Genomic DNA, 19,519 nt, shown 5'->3' on the forward strand with positions numbered 1-19,519 from the left:
ACCGATCGAGTCGGTCGGCGGTACACCCTCGAATCGAGCGGAAGGATGCACACAATGCGGAACACCGCGCGCTGGGCAGCGACCATCGGCCTGACGGCCACCGCCGTCTGCGGCCCCCTCACCGGGACCGCGCTCGCCGCCCCGCCCACCGCCCCGACCGGGCTCTACGCCCCCACGGCCCTGGTGCTCACCGTGGGCCACGGCGACAGCGCAACCCTCGCCACTCCGGAACGCGCGGTCACTCTGACCTGCGCTCCGACGGCCTCCGGGACCCACCCGGCCGCGGCGCCGGCCTGCGCCGAACTCCGCACCGTCGGCGGGGACTTCGACGCCCTGACGGCCAGAAGCGGCGTCCAGTGCACCAAGCAGTACGACCCGGTGGTCGTCACGGTCCAAGGTGTCTGGCGGGGACAGCGCGTCTCCTACGAACGCACCTTCCCCAACGAGTGCGTGAAGAGCGCTTACGGCAGCAGCGTCTTCACGTTCTGAAAGACCGGGATCGCGCGGTCCTCGTGATCCTCCCGAGGGGCCCGCAGTTGGGGAGTGCCGGCCCCCGGTGCGAAGACCCGTGATCCCGCAACCGGGGTCGGCGGACGGAGTGGGGCCGTCCGCCGACCCCCGTTTCCGGATTCAGGCCCGGTCGCGATTCAGGCCCGGTACGGATTCAGGCCCGGTCGCGGTGGCTGGTGTCGCACCAGGGGTAGCGGCGGCTGCGGTGGCAGGTGCACAGGGCCACGCGGAACCGGTCGGAGGACACCGTGGTGCCGTCCTCCAGCTCCACTTCCACCGGACCGTCGACGAGCAGCGGCCCCCGGCGCCGCATCGAGATCCTGCGGGGCGGGTCAGACGGGGAGTTCGGCACGGACGACCACCAGCTCTTCCTGCTCGTCGGCGGGGGACAACAGCCCGCGCCCCCGCAGCCAGTTCTCCCGCCCCCGCAGCACCGGACCGAACGAGATCCGGCTCCGTCGGGTCACGGAGGCCTTCAGCCCGGCGCTGCGCAGGTGATCGAGCGTGCGGCCGGGGTCGCTGAGCCCTGAGTGCACCATCAACATGACCCCGCCGGGCCTGAGCAGCGTGGGCGCCTCCCGGCAGATCCGGTCCAGGACGACCCGCCCGTCGTGCCCCGCGTCCCAGGCCCGGGCCCGGCCGCGAGGCCTGAGGCCCGCCGGGGAGGGCACGTACGGCGGGTTGGTGAGGATGAGGTCGAAGGACCGGCCCCGTACCGGGGCGAAGAGGTTCCCGCGCCGGATTCGGACCGATACCCCCGCCACCCGGGCGTTCAGGCGTGCGGTGCACACCGCGCGCCAGGACACGTCCACCGCGGTCACCCGGGCGCCGCGGCGGGCGGCCTCGATGGCCAGTGCCCCGCTCCCGGTGCCCACGTCGAGCACGTCCGCGCCCGGCGCGAGCGGTTCTTCGGACAGGGCCCCGGCGAGCAGAGCGGTGTCCTCCTGAGGGATGTACACACCAGGGAGGACCAGTGGAAGCACCAGTGGATTCACCCGCCCCGAGTACCCCCTGGCATTCAGGAGATACCTGATATTTCGGAAGCCAGAGGCGTGCGCAAGGACGACCGGCCCGCGTCCCAGTCGGCCAGCAGACGGGCGGCGAAACGGTCCTCGACATGTCCGGTGGCATCGATGCCGAAGGCGACGTCCGGCGCGAGGTGCGGCTCCTCGTCGAGCAGACCACCGATGACCTCATGGCGTACGACCTGCTCGTGGACCGCGTCGGCCTCCACGTGCTCGTCGTAGAAGAACTCGGCGGCGGCCCCGGCCCCCGTGCGCCGCATCGCCTCGGCCATTCGGCGGGAACCGGGGGAGGAGGTGATCTCGACCGCCGCGAAGTGGCCCACCAGGGCGCCCCGGAGGGCGCGGTGCAGGCCGAACAGCGACATCAGGTTCACCGTGGCCAGCAGTTCGGCCGAGGCCGCGTCCAGGTAGCGGCCGTACGTCGTGTCCAGGCCCAGGTCCGCCATCAGGTCGGCGAACAGGCGGGCGTGTACGCGGTCGGCGCGGCCCCCGCCGTACTCGTCGAACTCCACCGCCGCCATCCCCGCCTTGGCCCGGCCCCACAGCCTCGGCAGCACCCAGGCGTGCGGGTCCGCCTCCTTGAGGTGGTAGAGGGAGCGCTGGGCGGCGTATTCGCGCAGCTGCCACAGTTCGCCCCGGTCGCGCAGATGGTGGGAGACGCCCGTGCCGTCGACGGGCTCGACCAGGATCCCCGCGAGCGCGTCCTGGACGCTGTCGTGGACGGGGGTGTCCGCACGCAGCGCGGACAGGAAACGGTGTTCCAGCGCGGCCCGGGTGCGCAGCAGGTCCGGGTCCCACTCGCACTCGGGGGCCACGCCCGCGAAGCCGCGGTAGTGCAGCTCGTAGCATAGGTACAGGGCCAGCTGGAGGTCGTCGCCGTAGACGGCCGCGTCCGCGATGTCCTCGGGGCGCGGCAGCGGTCCGGAGCCCCGCAGATACTCCGCGACGGCTGCCGAGACCGGCCCTCGCGCGGGCGGCAGAAGCGGCTCCTGGCTCTGGTGTGGCATGCGCGCCGGGTACCCCGCGGGTCGCGGGCCACCCGTGGGCCGCCGCCCGAGCAGGTCAGTCGTCCTCGGACTCCTCCTGGGCGCGGGTGTTCGGGGTGATGGCCTCACCGGCCTCGCCCTCGTGCCGGCGACGCTCGTCGGAGTCCCGGGGGCGGGTCTCGGCGTCCTCGATCTCGCGCAGGACCTGTTCGAGTGCGGTCTCGGGCGGCTCGTTCCGGTCGTTCTTCCCGGTGTCGGACACGATCGGTTCCCTTCTCTTCCGTCTTCTCTCTGCTCTACGTCCGCTCATGACTGTCGTGTCTGTCTGGGTTCTGCTCCTGCGGTCCCCCCCCGTCCGGCCCGTCTCTCGGTGCTTTCCCGGTTCAGCTCGTGGCGGTCGCGATACGCAGCGGTACCGGGTCCGGTGGAGCGGACTCGTCGCGGCGAGTGATCTCCGCCCACCAGGACGGACCGTCCTCGATGTGCCGCAGCAGCACTCCCTCACGGATCGCCCAGGGGCAGAGCGTGAGCGTCCTGATCCCGGTCAGCTTCATCGCGGTGTGCCCGACCACCGCGCCGGCCAGGCTCTGGGCGGCGCGCGGCGCGGAGATGCCGGGCAGCAGGGCGCGGTCGGCGGCGGGCAGGGCGGCGAGGCTGACGACCGCGTTCCGCAGGTCCTCCCGGTGCAACCGCCGTTCCATGAACGGGCCGTGCCGCCCGGGCGGGGCCCCGCACAGGCGGCCCAGTTGCTGGAAGGTGCGCGAGGTGGCCACCGCCGTGTGCGGTCCCTCCCAGCGGATCCGCGCCGCCGCGTCCCGCAGTTGGTGGCGGACCTTGCGGCGCAGCGCCCGGACCAGCTCCCGGGGCGGCGGGTCCTGGCCCTCGAAGAACTCATGGGTGAGCCGGTCCGCTCCGAGCGGCAGCGAGGCCACGAAGTCCGGCATCCGGCCGCGGCCGAAGGCGACTTCCAGCGAGCCGCCGCCGATGTCCAGCAGGGCGAGCGGCCCGGACCGCCAGCCCATCCAACGGCGCGCGCCGAGGAAGGTGAGCTCCGCCTCCACCTCACCCGGCAGGGTGCACAGTTCGACCCCGGTCCGCGCCCGGACGGTCCGCAGTACCTCCTGGCGGTTCGGGGCGTTGCGTACCACCGCGGTCGCGAAGGCGAGCGGTCCCGCCGCACCCCACCTGGTCGCGGTCCGGCTCGCCTCGGCCACGGCGTCCACCAGCCGCTCGACGGATTCGTCCGGAATCGAACCCCCGGGCCGCACCTGATCGGACAGCCGCAGACGCCACTTGGCGGTGTGGACCGGCAGTGGAACCCCGCCCTCCGCGTCCGCGACCGCAAGTCTGACGGTGTTCGACCCCACATCCACCACGCTGATTCGCATGGCCGGTGGGTACCCATTCGGCGGGTCGCTCAACGCCCATGACCGACCCGGGGGTCGAACCTCGGCCAACCGCCCGGCCCCGCAGATCGGTTGGGCAGCACCTGGCCGGGGAGCCACCGAGCCCGCCGGGAGCGTGCGGAGGGGCCGCCGTCTCCCTGCGGACGGCGGCCCCTCGGACCTGGCAGCTCAGACGGTTCGGGTCACATGTGGACGACGGGCGCGGCGTCCGCGTCCTGCTCCTGAACCCCGGGCCGGTAGAGCACGAACGCGATGAGCGCACCGGCGGCGAAGAAGCCCGCCGACCACCAGAAGGCGGTGGTGTAGCTCTCGATCGTCGCCTGGGCCCGGACCAGCTTGCTGGTCGCGTCCTTCCCGGTCAGGAAGTCGGTGGCGGCGCTCGCGGCCAGCGTGTTCAGCAGCGCCGTTCCGATCGAGCCGCCCACCTGCTGCATGGCGTTGACCGTGGCGGAGGCGACGCCCGCGTCCTCGGCCTCCACTCCGCCGGTGGCCAGCTGCATGGCCGGCGGCATCACCAGGCCGAGACCGATACCGATCACGATGAGCTGCGGCAGCACCGCGGTCGTGTAGGACGAGCCGACACCGATCCCGGTCAGCCAGGCCATACCGACGCCGGCGATCGCGAAGCCCAGCGGGATGATCGCCTTCGGCCCGATCCGCGGCACCAGCATCGTCGTGCCGGCCTGCGCCGCCACCATCAGCGCGGCCACCATCGGCAGGAACGCCACACCGGTCTTGGTGGGGCTGAAGCCCAGGTTCAGCTGGAGGTAGTAGGTGAGGAAGAGGAACACGCCGAACATGCCCGCGCCGGAGATCAGCACGGCGAAGAAGGAGGCCGCGCGGTTGCGGTCCAGCAGGATGCGCAGCGGCAGCAGCGGGTGCGCGGCACGGGTCTGCCACCAGGTGAACGCGGCCAGCAGGACCCCGCCCGCGATCAGGAAGCCCCAGGTCGCGGGGGAGTCCCAGTCGTGCGTCTCCGCGTTGGAGAAGCCGTAGACCAGGGAGAACAGACCGGCGGCGACCAGGATGGTGCCCGGTACGTCCAGCTTGGAGTTCGAGGCGTCGCGCTTGTTGGACAGCAGAACCCAGCCGCCCGCGAAGGCGACGACGGCGATGACGACGTTGACGTACAGCGTCCAGCGCCAGTCGAGGGCGTCGGTCAGGACGCCGCCGAGCAGCAGACCCACCGCGCCGCCCGCGCCGGCGATGGCGCCGTACACGCTGAACGCCTTGGCGCGCTCGCGGGCGTCGGTGAACGTCGTGTTCAGCAGGGAGAGCGCGGCGGGTGCGAGAAGCGCGCCGAAGGCGCCCTGCAGGGCGCGAGCCGTGACCAGCATCTCGAAGTTGGTGGCGGCGCCGCCGAGCGCGGAGACGGCCGCGAAGCCGACGACGCCGATGAGGAAGGCCGGCTTGCGGCCGAAGAGGTCGGCTATGCGTCCGCCCAGCAGGAGCAGCGAGGCGAACGCCAGCGCGTACGCGGTGACGATCCACTGCCGGTTGCCGTCGGAGAACCCGAGGTCGGCCTGCGCGGACGGCAGCGCGATGTTCACGATGGTGGCGTCCAGGACCACCATCAGCTGGGCCAGGGCGACGACCGCGAGGATCCACCACTTCTTCGACGCGGCGGCGTCCGGTGCCGTGACGACGCCCTCCTGGCCGCTCTCAGACAGGGTTTTCTGTGACATCGGGGAAACCCACTCCAGGGAAGTAGTTCAAAGGCAAAGGGCGTGTAAACGAAACGGTTTCGTACACCTCGAGGTTAGAGCACTTCCAGCGAAACGGCAACGTTTCGCTGGAAGGGGAAGCTCGAACACGCCCGCCTCGGTTCGGACGCCCGACCCGTCACGCCATCTGGCGCCGCACCAGCTCGTGCAGCCGGCCACCGGTGTCCGCGAGGAGCTGGGCGGGCGCGCCCTGCTGGGCGACCTTGCCGTCCTCCATCACGATCACGCGGTCGGCGTCCATGACGGTCGACAGGCGGTGCGCGATGACGATGCGGGTGGCGTGGAGGGCCTTGGTGCTCTCGATGACCGTGCGCTGGGTCTCGTTGTCGAGGGCGCTGGTCGCCTCGTCGAAGAAGAGGATGCGCGGGCGGCGGATCAACGCCTGGGCGATCATGAGACGCTGCCGCTGGCCGCCGGAGATCGCGCCGCTGCCCGAGACGATCGTGTGCAGGCCCATCGGCATCCGCTTGATGTCCTCGGCGAGCCCCGCCATCTCGGCCGCCGCCAGCGCCTCCTCCGGCGTGTACGGCTCGGTGCCGCAGATGACGTCCAGGATCGAACCGGTGAACGGCTGCGCGTGCTGGAGCACCACCCCGCACTGCCGGCGTACGGCGGACTGGTCCAGCGCGGCCAGGTCCTGACCGTCGTACAGCACACTGCCCGAGACCGGCGGGTCGAAGCCGATCAGCAGTCTGAGCAGGGTCGACTTGCCGCAGCCGCTCGGTCCGACGACCGCCACGAACTCGCCGGGCCGGATGTCGAACGAGACGTCGTCGAGGACCAGCGGACCGTCGTCCGAGTAACGGAAGGACAGCCGGCGGGCCTCGATGCCCCCGGAGAGGCGGCCGGGCCGGGTGCTCGCCGTGCGCACCTCGGGCGTGGCCTCCAGGACCGGCTTGATCTCCTCGAACAACGGCAGCGCGGCCACCGCCGAGACGAAGGAGCCGGTCAGCTGGGTGACGGCCGTCAGCAGCATCGTCACCGAGGTGTTGAAGGTGAGGAACGCGGACGCCGACATCGCCCCGCGCGCCGGGCCCGCCAGCAGCATGAACATCAACAGGGTGCACAGCGGCAGGTACACCGCGCCCATCACCGTGGTGAGGTTCTTGATGCGCCCCACCTTCTGCTGGAGCTCCCGGCTGCGTGCGAACTCCGAGGCCCAGGACGCGTAGGCGTAGTTCTCGGCCGCCGCGACCCTGAGCTTCGGCAGGCTGCGCAGCGTCTGGAAGGCCTGGTTGTTCAGCTTGTTGCCGAGCACCACCAGCCGCCGCTGCCAGCGCACCTGCCACAGCCCGAGCCCCAGGAACAGCGCGGCGATGACGACGAGCATGCCGATCGCCGCCAGCGCCATCGAGGCGCTGTACCAGAAGAGCAGCCCCAGGTTCATCGCGCCCACGGTCACCGACTGGGCGAGCACCGGACCGATGCCCGCCATCATCCTGCGCATCGAGCTGATGCCCATGGCGGCGCTCGCCAGCTCGCCGGTGGAGCGCTGGGTGAAGAACTTCGTCGGCAGCCGGAGCAGCCGGTCCCACACCGCCGGTTGCAGCGTGGACTCGATACGGCCCTCCAGACGGAGGATCGTCAGGTTCTCCATCAGCATGAAGGCCGCCGCCACCACACTGCTGACCATCACGGCGAGGCAGACCTGCACGATCAGCTCGCTCTGCGCCTTCGGCACGTACTCGCCGAGCACCTTGCCGGTCGCGATGGGCACCAGCGCGCCGATCGCGACCGTCACCAGACCGCTGACCAGGAGGTTCCGCAGGTCGCCGCCCGAGCCGCGCATGCTGAAGCGGAGCAGCCCGAGCGGCGTGAGCTGCCGGTCGGGCAGCGGACGGTAGAACATCACCGCACGCGGCTCGAACTCCTCCGCGTTGGCCTTCTCGATCGGCGTCTCCCGGCCGGTCGCCGGATGGACGGCCACATATCCGCCGCGCCGCCACAGCAGCGCGACCGGCGCGCCGGACAGGGCCCGGTGACCCACCAGCGGGCCGACGTTGTCGTGCCACCAACGCCCGTCCAGCCGTACGGCCCTGGTACGCACGCGGGAGGCGATCGCGATCCGTTCGACCGGGTCGAGACGGTCGCTCTCGGTGCCGGACTGCGCCGGCTCGGCGAGCGTGATCCCGGCCGCCTCGGCGACCAACTTGCACGCGGCATGACTCGCGTCCGCGTCGGCGGCCGTCGTGCGCCGTGCGGACCGCTTGCCGATCGACGCCAGCAGCGTCCGGTCGGCCTGGGCGCGGACCGCCTCACCGGCCTTGATGCCGGCCGCCGTGCGGGTCTCGTGGGTGTGCTCCAACTGCTCGATCCAGCGATCCAGCGTGGTCAGCAGCCGGTACTGCTGGTCGACCATGCTCTGCCACACCGCGGGGTCCATCAGCAGATCGGCGGCCGCCTCGGCTCCGTACAGCGAGCCGTACTGCACGCTGCCCGGCGGGACCTGCATCCAAAACACATCGTCGTCGGTGAGCGCGGCGGCCCGGTCGGTGGCCATCGGCGCCTGGAAGAGGATCGACAGGCTGCGGCCGACGCCCAGGGCGAAGGCGTACTCCAGCGGGCTCGTCGTCGGCGGTACGTACTGCGGGTTGCCGTACTCGTCGTAGGACCAGGTCTCGGTGTTCGCGGGCTGGTACAGCTCACGCAGGCCGATCCGGCGCACCACACAGTCCCTGAGCGGCCGTGCCACGAGGGTGTGGTGAGGCCCGGGCACCGGGCCGAGGAGCAGTGAGCCCGCCTCCAGGCGGCCCAGATGGTGCCAGTGGCCCTGCTCGTCGGCGTCCACCGCGAACAGGTCGACGGCGCCGGCCGCGACCAGCCACAGCACCTGCGGCCCCTGCAGATCGAGGCGGTTGAGGCCGGTGCAGTCGAGAGGCGTACCCATGGACCCGAGCGCGCCCAGAACGAGGTCTCCCTCGTGTGCGGTCGTCATCTCACCGCTCCCTGACCAGCTCGGCGTACGCGCCACCGCGCGCCACCAGCTCCTCGTGCCGCCCGCGTTCCACGATCGTGCCGTGCTCCAGTACGACGATCTCGTCGCTGTCGCGCACCGTGCTGAGTCGGTGCGCGATCACCACACAGGCACAGCCACGCCTGCGCAGGTTGTCCATCACGACCAGCTCGGTCTCCGCGTCCAGCGCGCTGGTCACCTCGTCCAGCACCAGGATGCTGGGCCGGCGCACCAACGCCCGCGCGATCTCCAGGCGTTGACGCTGACCGCCGGAGAAGTTGCGCCCGTCCTGCTCGACCCTGCTGTGGATGCCGCCCGGTCGCCGCACGACGACGTCGTACAGGGCCGCGTCGCGCAGCGCGTCCTCCACCGCGTCGTCCGGGATCGAGGGGTCCCACAGCGCCACGTTGTCGCGGACCGTGCCCTCGAAGAGGAACACGTCCTGGTCGACGAAGGAGACGGAGGCCGCGAGCGCCCCGCGCGGGATGTCGTCCAGACGCTGCCCGTCGATACGGATCACGCCCTCCCAAGGGGTGTACAGACCCGAGATCAGCCGGGACACCGTCGACTTGCCGCTGCCCGAGCCGCCGACCAGCGCGACCTGCCGGCCCGGGCCCACGGTCAGGTCGAAGCCGGTCAGCAGGGGCTTGTCCAGCGGGCTGTAGCCGAAGGTGATGTTCTCCAGCTCGACATGGCCCTGCAGACGGCGCGTCGATTCGCCGCCGCCGGGACGGTCGTAGAGCGGATCGGCCTGGAAGTTCTCCACGTCCTTCAGCCGGGCCACGTCGGCGGCGAAGTCCTGGATGCGGCCCGCGACACCGTTGAGTCGGGTGATCGGGGCGGTGAAGCGGGTGACCAGCGCCTGGAAGGCGACCAGCAGACCGACCGAGATGCCGCCCTCCACCGCCCGCATCCCGCCGATCCACAGGATCAGCGCGCTGTTCAGCGACGCCAGCGTCGGCGCGACCACGCCCAGCCAGGCGCTCGGCACGCCGAGCCGCTGCTGCTCCTCCAGGGTGGTGGCGTGCTGCCCCGCCCACTTGCGGAAGTAGCCGTCCTCACCACCCGTCGCCTTCATCGTCTCGATCAACTGCAGCCCGGTGTAGGCGGTGTTGGTGAGCCGGGCACTGTCGGCGCGCAGTTTCGCGGTACGGGTGGCGCGCAGCTTGATGACGACCCGCATGGCCACGACGTTCAGCAGGGCCACGCCGATGCCGACGTACGTCAGCTGCGGGTCGTAGGTGTAGAGGAGCAGCGCGTACAGGACGACGACCACCGCGTCGACGCCCGCCGCCGCGAGGTCGCGGGCCAGGGTCTCGGCGACCTGGTCGTTCGACTGCAGGCGCTGCACCAGGTCGGCAGGGCTGCGCTGGGAGAAGAAGGTGACCGGCAGCCGCAGCAGATGGCGCAGGAAGCGGGCGCTGGAGAGGGTGGAGGAGATGATGCGGCCGTGCAGCAGGTTCGTCTGCTGCAGCCAGGTCAGCACGAGGGTGAGCAGCACCGACGCCCCCATCGACGCGAACAGCACGCCGAGCAGGGAGGTCTGGCCCCCGATCAGGAACATGTCGATGTAGGTGCGGCTGAGCGCCGGGACGGCCGCGCCGACCAGCACCAGCAGCAGGCTCGCCAGCACCGCCGCCGGCATGGTCCCCGCGGTGCCGCGCAGCCGGGCCGGCATCGCGCCCAGCACCCCGGGCTTGCGTCCGCCCCTGGTGAAGTCCTCGCCGGGCTCCATCACCAGCACCACACCGGTGAAGCTGCCGTCGAAGTCCTCCATGGGCACGAAGCGACGGCCCTTGCCGGGGTCGTTGATGTACACGCCCCGGCGGCCGAAACGGCGGCCCATGCCGTCGTAGACGACGTAGTGGTTGAACTCCCAGAACAGCACGGCCGGCGTCCGCACCCCGGCGAGGGCGGCCGTGTCCATCTGCATGCCCTTGGCGGTCAGGCCGTAACTGCGGGCCGCCTTCAGCAGGTTGCTGGCCCGCGAACCGTCCCGGGACACACCGCACGCGATGCGCAGCTCCTCCAGCGGGACGTGCTTTCCGTAGTGGCCCAGCACCATCGCGAGGGAGGCGGCGCCGCACTCCACCGCCTCCATCTGGAGCACGGTGGGTGTACGGACGGTCTTCGCCTTGCCCTTGGGGACGGGGCGCTTCGGCGGGGCGGCGCGGCGCCTGCCGCGGGTGTCCTGCGCGGTGGTCACGGCAGCAGCCAATCGACGGGATGCTGATCGGCCAGCCGGATCGAACCCGTGGCCGTCGTCATGGAGGTGAGGGCGAACGGCGGCCCGTCCGCGGACGACCACTCGTAACCGCTCTTCGTGCCGGACGACTTGTCCAGCCGCACCAGCACGGCCACCGGCCTGCCGTTCTTGGTGAACTGCTCGCCGAGCTGGCTGTCGCCGAGGAACGCGGAGATCTGCTGCGCCGACTGGGCGGAACGGTCCACCGTCTTCACCTTGCCGTGCAGCACGCCGTACTCCTGCGTCGGCACCGACTGGACGGTCAGGTCCACGGCTGCGTCCGCCGGGATGGAGGCCGCGTTCTCGGCGGGCACGTACACCGTCGCGTAGAGGGGATCGGAGGTGCGGGCGATCTTCTCCACGGCGGCGACGTTCGCGCCGGTCTGGATGATCTGCCCGATGGTCGCGGCGAGTCCGGTGATCCGGCCCGCGGCGACCGTACGGACCACGGTCACGCCGTCCGCCGTACGGACCTTCAGTACGGGTGCGTCGGCAGGCAGCCGTTCGCCCTGCTCGGCGATGACCTCGGTCACCTGGCCGGCCACCGGGCTCTGCAGGATGTAACTGCCCTGCCCGTGCGTGAGGATCGCGGGCGCGCTCACCGTCGAGGCCACCGAGCCGGTGACCGCCCACACGGACGCGGCCGCGATCACGACCACCGTCACGGCCAGCACGAGCCAGCCCTGGGGGCGGGCGAAGCGCACCGGGAGGTCCAGCTCTTCGGGTGACTGGAGCTTGGCGAGGGCCTGTTGGCGGAACTGCACGGAACTTTCCCTCACCTGCGAAAGCTGCGAAAGAGAGAGGACCGGCTCACGCGAGCCGGCTGGGTCGGAGCACCCGAGAATCCCGGAACCGCAGAGCGGCTCCGGGACTCAGAGATCACAGAAGGTGCGATCAGACGCCAGCGACGAGGCTGGTGACCGGGGCGGTGTTCAGGCCCGTGACACCCTCGACCGTGCTGACACCGGTGTTGACCAGGCCGGAAACCGGGGCAATGCCGTCCACCAGGCCGGTGACGGTGCCGAGGGCGTTAACGGCAAGGCCGCCGGAGACGTTGTCGAGCTCGGCGTCGGAGATCTCGACGGTCGCAACCTGGGGGGTGGAGTTCATGGGGGAACTTCCCTTCATATGGATATTCACAAGGGGGGAGCGGCCCCCTCTGGGGGACAGATGGACCGCCGCGACCGCAGGTGCCGGGCGCCCGTTGCCGAAGAGCCCTTGGCGGTCCCTGCGGTGCGATGGATCAAAGCACGTGGCGGGTCCGCGCTTCCAATCAACCACTGGTCCCACCAGCGCACTTGTGCCTCAAGAGCACCGTTCGGTGCAGGTGTGCGCACGCCTTGGTGGCGACTTCTTCACACGGTGTGCGGCTTCAATTCATACGAGCGCCTGCGACCTCCGGAGCGAATCCGACACTCCGCGCCCAAGGGGCGGCGTGCGTCACCGGGGTGTGCAGAACTTTCGCGTGAGGTGACTGCCTTGGGTGGTCGATGTGCAGATTCCTCGAAGAGAGGATTCGGCGCGACGATCGCGACGGAGCGTTGCTGATCGAGCACCGACCGTGTCCGTTCGGAAGTGCGCGGAGCGTGCTCGCCGTTGTCGCTACCAGGGCCACGCCGTTCGGTGGCCCGGAATGGTGGCCACCGCTTCGATCAAGACATCCGTACCGGCCGTCGAACGCCGACGGGCGCCGATCGCCGCTCTGTCGGCGGCAGTTCGCAGACACCCCGGGCCGTCGGCGCGGCGACCACGATCGCCGTGCCGACGGCGGCCGCCAGAGACCGCGCCCACACCTCGCGGCTCTCCCGGGACACCCGGTCCGACCAGGGAAGACGCGCCGTCGCGCGGTCGTCGGCCAACGCCTCTACGGGTAGGCCCGGTTCGGGGAACCAAGGGGCGAAGTCGGCGGCGGGGATCGTGTCGGCTTCGGCGGTGGTCATCGGCATATGGGGGGTTGTTTCGCGCGCCGGACCGGCGGTCGCGGGCCATGGCCGATTTGGTGTCGTGAGCCGGGCGCGTGAAATCGGAATTGAACGCCCCGCGCACCCCGTGCGTACCTCCAGCCATCCAGGCGCCCCAACAACTGCCGCACCAGGCAGCAGACTCCGGTCCCTCAGGAGGTCGAGAAGTTTGAGTCACAAGCGAATTCCGAAGCGCAAGGCCGCGATAGCGGCAGGCGGCATCGTGGCGCTCGGAGCAGCCGCAATTCTGCTCCCCAACGCCAACGCGTCCCAGGACGCTTCGAACGACGCCGCCGCCGCGCCGAGGACTCTGAAGGCGGCGGATGCCTCGGACCTCGCCTCGCAGCTCGCAGGTCTGCTCGGTGACGCCTTCGCCGGTTCCTATTACGAGTCGGACAGCCAGCAACTCGTCGTCAACGTCATATCGGGCGACAACAACAATGTGATCGTCCAGGCGGAGAAGGCGGGCGCGAAGGTCCGCGAGGTCGAGAACAGCCTCACCGAACTCGAGTCCGGCGCGCAGACCTTGAAGGCCAAGGCGACCATCCCGGGCACCTCCTGGGCCGTCGACCCGAAGACGAACAAGATTCTGGTGACCGCCGACAGCACGGTCACCGGCGCCAAGTGGGACAGACTGGAATCGACCGTCGACGGTCTCGGTTCCAGCATGGCCACCATCAAGAAGTCGGCCGGCACCCTCAAGACGTTCGTCTCCGGCGGTGACGCCATCTTCGGCGGCGGCGCGCGCTGCTCGCTCGGCTTCAACGTCACCGCGGGCGACGGCAGCCCCGCGTTCCTGACCGCCGGTCACTGCGGGGTCGCGGCCGAGCAGTGGGCGGACGCCCAGGACGGCGAGCCGATCGCCACCGTCGACCAGGCGACCTTCCCCGGTGACGGGGACTTCGCGCTCGTCAAGTACGACGACGCGGCGACCGAGGCCCCGAGCGAGGTCAACGTCGGTGGCGGACAGACCGTCCAGATCGCCGAGGCAGCCGAAGCGGCGGTCGGCCAGGCAGTGTCCCGGATGGGCAGCACCACCGGGCTCAACGACGGCCAGGTGCTCGGACTCGACGCCACCGTGAACTACCCGGAGGGCACCGTCACCGGGCTCATCCAGACCGACGTCTGCGCCGAGCCCGGCGACAGCGGCGGCTCGCTGTTCACGGAGGAAGGCCAGGCCATCGGCCTGACCTCCGGCGGCAGCGGTGACTGCACGGCCGGCGGCGAGACCTTCTTCCAGCCGGTCACCACCGCGCTGGAGGCGGTCGGCGCGACGCTCGGCGCGGGTGACGCGGCCGGAGCTGGCGAGGAAGCCGGTGCCGGTGAGGAAGCTGGTGCTGGCGAGGAAGCTGGTGCTGGCGAGGAAGCCGGTGCCGGTGAGGAAGCTGGTGCTGGTGAGGAAGCCGGTGCCGGTGAGGAAGCTGGTGCTGGCGAGGAAGCTGGTGCCGGTGAGGAAGCCGGAGCTGGTGAGGAAGTAGGCGGCGAGGAGGCCGGCGCCGGGGAAGAGGCCGGTGCCGAGGACCAGACCGGCACGGGCGAGGACACCGGTGTCGAGGGCGGCTCGGGTCTGACCGAGTCCCACTGATCCCACCGCTGACGGCGGTCCGGACCCGGAGTCCGGCCGCCTCGGCTTCCCCGGCCGAGTCAAGAGCGGTTCGCCCCCACTGAGCCGCTCTCGACGGTACGGACCCACCCCGGCCCCACCCGTGGGTTCCGGCCGGTGGTGGACCGGTCCGGCCCTCCGGCGGGAGGGCCGGACCGGTCCGTTCACGACGCCCCCTGTACGACACCCGCTCAGGTGCCGGACAGGGGGCGTCGAACTGCGAGCCGCCCACCCCTGTGACCGACGCGGCGGCGGATGCCCCATTTCGGCGCCTCACGGTTCGCCCACTGCCGGACGGCGACTCAGCGGCGCCGCGGTCGGCGGCCACCGACCGACAGGTCACGCGGCCGGGTCACCCGCCAGCCCTTCGACCACCGCGCCCGGGTGCCTCAGGACTCGGTGAACGAGCGACGCCGGCACGCCACTACCGGATCCCGACCACCCGGCCCAGGGTGCCGTTCGTTCGGTCAGCCGGGCTTGTGGGCCCTGAGCAGCAGCACTGCCACGTCGTCGACCCGCTCGTGGGTGGCCGCGCTGTGCCGGACGAGATCGTCGGCCAGCTCGTCGAGCGGGCGGTCCCCGGCCTCGGCCAGTCGGCGCCCGAGATCCGCGAGCGCGTCCTCGATGTCGAGGCCGGGCGACTCGATCAGCCCGTCGGTGTAGAGGACGAGGACGGAGCCGGGGGCCAGGTTCACCTCCGTCGTCGGATAGGTGGCCGCGCCGTCGATGCCCAGCAGTGGTCCGCCCGCCAGGTCGAGCACCCGTACCCGCCCGTCCGGCCGGCGCAGCAGCGGCGGCGGATGCCCGGCCCGGGCCATCACGGCCCGCCCCCGCCCCGGGTCGAGCCGCAGATACAGACAGCTGGCGAACAGATCCGAGCCGAGGTCGATCAACAGCCGGTTGGTGCTGCGCATGACATCCTCCGGCGGCTGCCCGACCGTGGTGTAGGCGCGTACGGCGGTACGGATCTGTCCCATCAGCCCCGCCGCGGTCACGTTGTGGCCCTGTACGTCCCCGATCACGGCCGCCGCGAGCCCCTGCGTCGGCACCAGGTCGTAGAAGTCACCGCCGATCTCCATGCCCTGAGTGGCCGGCAGATAGCGCGCCGCCGCCTCGATGCCCGACAACGACGGCAGCGAGTGCGGCAACAGGGCTTCCTGCAGACCGTGCGCCAGTTGCTGCTTGGCGTCGTAGAGCATCGCCCGCTCCAGCGCCTGGGCGATCAGCCCGCCCAGACTGGTCAGCACGGCCTGCTCGTCCGCCGTGAAGGAGTGCGGCTCGGGAAAGGCCAGCACACAGATGCCCACGGGACGGCCGGAGGCGATCAGCGGCAGATACGCCCAGGCGGCGAACCCGTCGGCAGTCGCCTGCCGCTCCGGGTACAGGCGCTCCACCTGCTCCCGGGACTCGAAGAAGCCGGGCGCCCCGCTGGTCAGGACATGCGTGCCCGGGGTCCGTTCCGTCAGCGGCTGCCCGTCGAACCGCTCAACGACGTGCGGGTCCGGGTACCCGCGATGCCCCAGCACGTGCAGCCGGCCCGCCTGGGAACCCAGGACCACCAGGGCGCGACTGCCCACGGCGGGCGCGATCTCGTCCGCGACCAACTGCACCACGTCCTGCACACCCGCCGCCTCGGTGAGCGCGCCCGCCAGGCTCAGCACCTGGGAGATGGTGACCAGCCGGGGCGAGGAGTCGCCGGGCCGCGGTCCGGACCGGCTCGTCTCCGCCACGGCCCGCGCCCGGCTGATCCGCACGCTCAGCCCGTTCGTGCTCGGATAGAGACGGAACGAGAGCCACTCGCCGGGCGGCCGCGGTGCCAGGAACGAGGTGCTGTGCTGGCTGATCAGCGCGGCCCGGTAACGGTCCTCGTACACCGGGTCGTTGAGCCAGGGCACCGTGGCCCACAGCGGGGAACCGAGCAGATCGCGGGCCGGGACGCCGATCAGTTCGGCGGCGGCCGTGTTGGCGAAGGTGATCCGCCCGTGCAGATCGAGTGAGCACAGCCCGTACGGCAGCCGCGCCACCATCCGCGCCGCCTCCACGGTGCCGAGCGTCCCGGCCGGGCCGCCCAGCGCGGGCGCGGCGGGCAGGTCCGGTTCGGTGTGCAGCGGCACGCTCTCCTCGACGGCGCGCTCCAGCCGCACCGCCAGCCGGTCGCAGGACGCCGTCAGATGGTCCCGCTCCCGGTTGGACAGCTCCGGCGGGTGCGCCCCGGGCCAGGTCACGAAGACCGCCCCGTACACCGTCGACTCGGTGGCGACCGGAACCGCGGCCAGCGCGAAGGGGTACGGCAGCACCACCGCGATCCGCGGATAGCGGGCCGCCATCTCCTGCTCCCCACTGACCCACACCAGCCGCCGCTCGCGCGCCGCCTCCGCCACCGGGATCGGCGCGCTCAGCCCCACCCGTTCCCAGGGCGCCGCGAACGCGCGGGGCAGCCCCGCCATCACCGACATCTCCAGCGCCGCCCCGTCGGCCGCCAGCAGATAGACCGCGCCGGAGTGCGCGTGGACCTCGTCCATCATCGAGGCCAGCGCCAGCGACAGCAGCGGCCGGCCGACCCGCGTCCTGGCGGTCACCGGCGCCTGGGCGGACGTCTGTCCGTCGGACACGCGGACCACCTCCTCGCCCGGCCGCGCGACGGGTCTCCGGGATCAAATCTCCTCCTTGGCGGCCCGTCGCGCACGGCGAGCGGCGCGGGCCGTCCGACAACGGCGTGTATATGGGCACAGGGATGCCCGGGGCGCGGTGAGAGGCCGTGGGTACCCAGTCGCGTCCGGTACATGCCCCCACAGTCGATGCGCGCGGCGATGTGCGGGCGCCGTGCTTGCGCCCCCGCGCACCCTGATGGCCGGATCTCCGTGCCCGCGAAGAGTCAGGGGCGCGAACAATGGGGCACGCGTTCCACACCATGAACCGGCGTACGGCGAGCTGAAGGGGTGGCAGTGATCCGGGTGCTTCTGGTGCACGACGAGTGTCTGCTGAGATCGGTACTGGCGGAGTGGCTGTGCCGGGACCCCGAGTTACGGGTGTCCGACACCCCGTGGCGCGGTGCGCAGGGCCGGGTGCGGTCCGTCCGGCCGGACGTCTGCGCGGCCGACCTGGAGTGCTCGGACTCCTACGGCATCCCGCCGTTCGGCGACCTGTCCGTGCGGGGCCCTGACCCGAGCTCGCCGGCGCTGCTCGTGCTGGCCTCCGCGAACCGTCCCGGACTGTTGAAGCGGGCGGTCGAGGCGGGGGCACTCGGCTACGTCGACAAGGAGGGCTCGCCGGAGAACCTGGTCCGCGGAATCCGGCGAGTCGCCGAGGGGAAACGTTTCGTCGACGACTCGCTCGGCTTCGGTTTCCTCAAGGCCGCGCAGATGCCGCTGACCCGTAGGGAGCTCAGCGTGTTAACCCTCGCGGCGGAGGGAGCCTCCGTCGCGGAGATCGCCGGGAACCTGCATCTGTCCCACGGGACCGTGCGCAACTACATGGCGGCCATCACCCGCAAGACCGGGGCCCGCAACCGTATCGACGCGATCCGGATCTCGCAGGGGGAGGGCTGGCTGTGACCGCCCCGGGGACACGGGCGTCCAGCCGCCGACCAGTTCGCGGTACGGCGTCGAGCGGCGCACCAGTTCGTCATGGGTGCCGTACGCCGTCTGCCGCCCGTCCATGACCAGCACCCGGCCGGCCCGCCGGGCCGAGCTGATGCGGTGGGCGACGACCACCAGGGTGCCGCCGGGGCGTGCCGCGAAGGCCCGCTCGGCTCGTTCCTCCGCCACCGGGTCCAGATGACAGGTGGCCTCGTCGAGCAGGGCGAGCGGGGCGTACGACAGATAGGCCCGGGTCAGGGCGACGAGTTGCCGCTCGCCCGCGGACAGCGCCGCCGGGTCCACGGGGGCCGAGGGACCGCCGAGCGCTTCGAGCAGCGGGACGAGTCCGACCGCCTCCGCCGCGGCGAGCAGCTCCGGCTCGGGGACGGGGTCCGGCCGGAACATGCCGAGGTTCTCGGCGAGGGTGCCGGTGACGACGTAGGCCTCCTGCGGGAGGAGCACACGCAGTGCGGCGGCTTCCGGGCCGGGGACCGGTTTCCCGTGGATACGGATCGTGCCGCGGCGGGGTGTGAGCAGTCCGGCGACCAGTGCGGTGAGCGTGGACTTCCCGATACCGCTCGGGCCCACGACGGCCAGGTGGGCGCCGGGGAGGAGCGTGAGGCCGAGGTCCTCGACGACGGGTGCGCTGTGCGGGCCGTAGGCGAAGGTGACGGAGGTGAGGGACAGGGCGGGGTGGGGCGGTGTCGGGGAGGCTGCGGTGCGGGCCCCTGTGGGGCTGGTCCTCCGTGGGCTCGGTGGTCCTGGTGGTCGCGTGGCGGGGTCTTCGGCGGGGCCGCGCGGGTCGTCGGGCCGTCGGTCCGGCGAGCCGTGCTGCTCGGCGGGCTCGTGCGGAGTCGGCTGTTCGTGGCCGCCCGTGCCTGGTGTGTCGCCGCCGTCCCGGACCAGTCGTCGCAGTACCACCACCAGGCGGGAGCCGCTGGTGCCCAGGCCGTGCACCAGGTTGCCCAGGGCGGGCAGCAGGGACTGGGTGACGTAGGCGAGGGCGCCGACCAGGGCGCCCGTGGTGACCCCGCGGGCGAGGAGCCAGGGCGCGGTGGCGAGCAGGAGCACGATCGGCAGCCGGCCGCCGACCGCGAGGGACGCCACGCGCAGCACGCTCCAGCGGGCGAGTGAGCGCGCGGCCCGCAGCTCGGCGTCGATCCGGTCGCCCGTCCCGGCGGCGATCTGCTGCTCCGCGCCGGTCGCGGTGATGTCCCGCAGCCCCGGACAGACGGCCCCGAGACCGTCGGCCAGCGCCTCGTCCGCGACGAGGAACGCCTCCTGGCGGCGGGCCAGCGGGCGGAGCGTCGCCGCGAACAGGGCCACTCCGGCGACCAGCGGAGGGCCCACGACCAGCAGGAGCAGCGGGTCGAGCGAGAACAGACCGACGAGCGCGCCGACCGTGGTGAACAGGAAGGAACGCGACACCATGACCAGCCCGGCGAACGTGTCCCGGGCGATCTCCACCTGCTGGGTGAGCCCGGACAGCGCCCCGCCGTCGGCCTCCCGCACCCCGCGCGCCACGACC

The 19,519-nt window shown here is 71.8% G+C and carries 15 protein-coding genes and 1 pseudogene; 3 read left to right on the forward strand and 13 right to left on the reverse strand.

Annotation, left to right across the window (positions count from 1 at the left end):
- Positions 1-54 precede the first annotated feature (54 nt).
- A complete protein-coding gene (locus AB0H86_RS12210) occupies positions 55-489 on the forward strand; it encodes a protease inhibitor (RefSeq protein WP_362436214.1) in 435 nt (144 codons plus the stop codon).
- 175 nt (positions 490-664) lie between these two features.
- Here the strand turns inward: AB0H86_RS12210 and AB0H86_RS12215 are convergent, their stop codons facing one another.
- The 11 genes from AB0H86_RS12215 to AB0H86_RS12265 form a co-directional block, all read right to left on the reverse strand.
- Positions 665-862 carry a CDGSH iron-sulfur domain-containing protein gene (locus AB0H86_RS12215; protein ID WP_362436216.1) on the reverse strand — a complete coding sequence of 66 codons (198 nt, stop codon included), beginning with the start codon at positions 860-862 and terminating at the stop codon, positions 665-667.
- A complete protein-coding gene (locus AB0H86_RS12220) occupies positions 843-1,469 on the reverse strand; it encodes a HemK2/MTQ2 family protein methyltransferase (protein ID WP_362436218.1) in 627 nt (208 codons plus the stop codon). Before AB0H86_RS12220 ends, AB0H86_RS12215 begins: the two co-directional genes overlap by 20 nt.
- A 59-nt stretch (positions 1,470-1,528) precedes the next feature.
- Positions 1,529-2,542 (reverse strand): iron-containing redox enzyme family protein, encoded by a 1,014-nt coding sequence (locus AB0H86_RS12225; RefSeq protein WP_362436220.1) that lies wholly within the window; start codon positions 2,540-2,542, stop codon positions 1,529-1,531.
- A gap of 55 nt (positions 2,543-2,597) precedes the next feature.
- Entirely contained in the window at positions 2,598-2,783 is a 186-nt protein-coding gene (locus tag AB0H86_RS12230) for a hypothetical protein (protein WP_362436222.1), read from the reverse strand.
- Between the two features lie 121 nt (positions 2,784-2,904).
- Positions 2,905-3,909, reverse strand: a complete 1,005-nt coding sequence (locus AB0H86_RS12235) for a Ppx/GppA family phosphatase (RefSeq protein ID WP_362436224.1) — start codon at positions 3,907-3,909, stop codon at positions 2,905-2,907.
- A gap of 200 nt (positions 3,910-4,109) precedes the next feature.
- A complete protein-coding gene (locus AB0H86_RS12240; protein WP_362436226.1) occupies positions 4,110-5,612 on the reverse strand; it encodes an MFS transporter in 1,503 nt (500 codons plus the stop codon).
- 157 nt (positions 5,613-5,769) lie between these two features.
- Positions 5,770-8,586, reverse strand: coding sequence for an NHLP bacteriocin export ABC transporter permease/ATPase subunit (locus tag AB0H86_RS12245; RefSeq protein WP_362436228.1), 2,817 nt, complete (start codon positions 8,584-8,586; stop codon positions 5,770-5,772).
- 1 nt (position 8,587) lies between these two features.
- Complete coding sequence (locus AB0H86_RS12250) at positions 8,588-10,810, reverse strand: NHLP family bacteriocin export ABC transporter peptidase/permease/ATPase subunit (protein ID WP_362436230.1); 2,223 nt, start codon at positions 10,808-10,810, stop codon at positions 8,588-8,590.
- On the reverse strand, positions 10,807-11,613 hold the full coding sequence (locus AB0H86_RS12255) for an HlyD family efflux transporter periplasmic adaptor subunit (protein WP_362436232.1): 807 nt from the start codon (positions 11,611-11,613) through the stop codon (positions 10,807-10,809). The genes AB0H86_RS12250 and AB0H86_RS12255 overlap by 4 nt, the downstream gene beginning before the upstream one ends.
- A 130-nt stretch (positions 11,614-11,743) precedes the next feature.
- Positions 11,744-11,959, reverse strand: coding sequence for a type A2 lantipeptide (locus AB0H86_RS12260; protein WP_362436234.1), 216 nt, complete (start codon positions 11,957-11,959; stop codon positions 11,744-11,746).
- Between the two features lie 542 nt (positions 11,960-12,501).
- Positions 12,502-12,789 carry a hypothetical protein gene (locus tag AB0H86_RS12265; protein WP_362436236.1) on the reverse strand — a complete coding sequence of 96 codons (288 nt, stop codon included), beginning with the start codon at positions 12,787-12,789 and terminating at the stop codon, positions 12,502-12,504.
- A gap of 190 nt (positions 12,790-12,979) precedes the next feature.
- Between AB0H86_RS12265 and AB0H86_RS12270 the strand changes: the two genes are divergently transcribed.
- Positions 12,980-14,395, forward strand: coding sequence for a S1 family peptidase (locus AB0H86_RS12270; RefSeq protein ID WP_362436238.1), 1,416 nt, complete (start codon positions 12,980-12,982; stop codon positions 14,393-14,395).
- Positions 14,396-14,880: 485 nt separating this feature from the next.
- Here AB0H86_RS12270 and AB0H86_RS12275 read toward each other — a convergent pair whose 3' ends face one another.
- Positions 14,881-17,034, reverse strand: coding sequence for a SpoIIE family protein phosphatase (locus AB0H86_RS12275; RefSeq protein ID WP_362436240.1), 2,154 nt, complete (start codon positions 17,032-17,034; stop codon positions 14,881-14,883).
- 324 nt (positions 17,035-17,358) lie between these two features.
- Between AB0H86_RS12275 and AB0H86_RS12280 the strand changes: the two genes are divergently transcribed.
- Complete coding sequence (locus AB0H86_RS12280) at positions 17,359-17,967, forward strand: response regulator transcription factor (RefSeq protein WP_362436242.1); 609 nt, start codon at positions 17,359-17,361, stop codon at positions 17,965-17,967.
- 288 nt (positions 17,968-18,255) lie between these two features.
- Here AB0H86_RS12280 and AB0H86_RS12285 read toward each other — a convergent pair.
- Positions 18,256-19,422: pseudogene (locus AB0H86_RS12285) on the reverse strand (ATP-binding cassette domain-containing protein); the annotation flags it as partial.
- Positions 19,423-19,519 lie beyond the last annotated feature (97 nt).

Source organism: Streptomyces sp. NPDC050997 (assembly GCF_040660135.1).
Classification (GTDB): domain Bacteria; phylum Actinomycetota; class Actinomycetes; order Streptomycetales; family Streptomycetaceae; genus Streptomyces.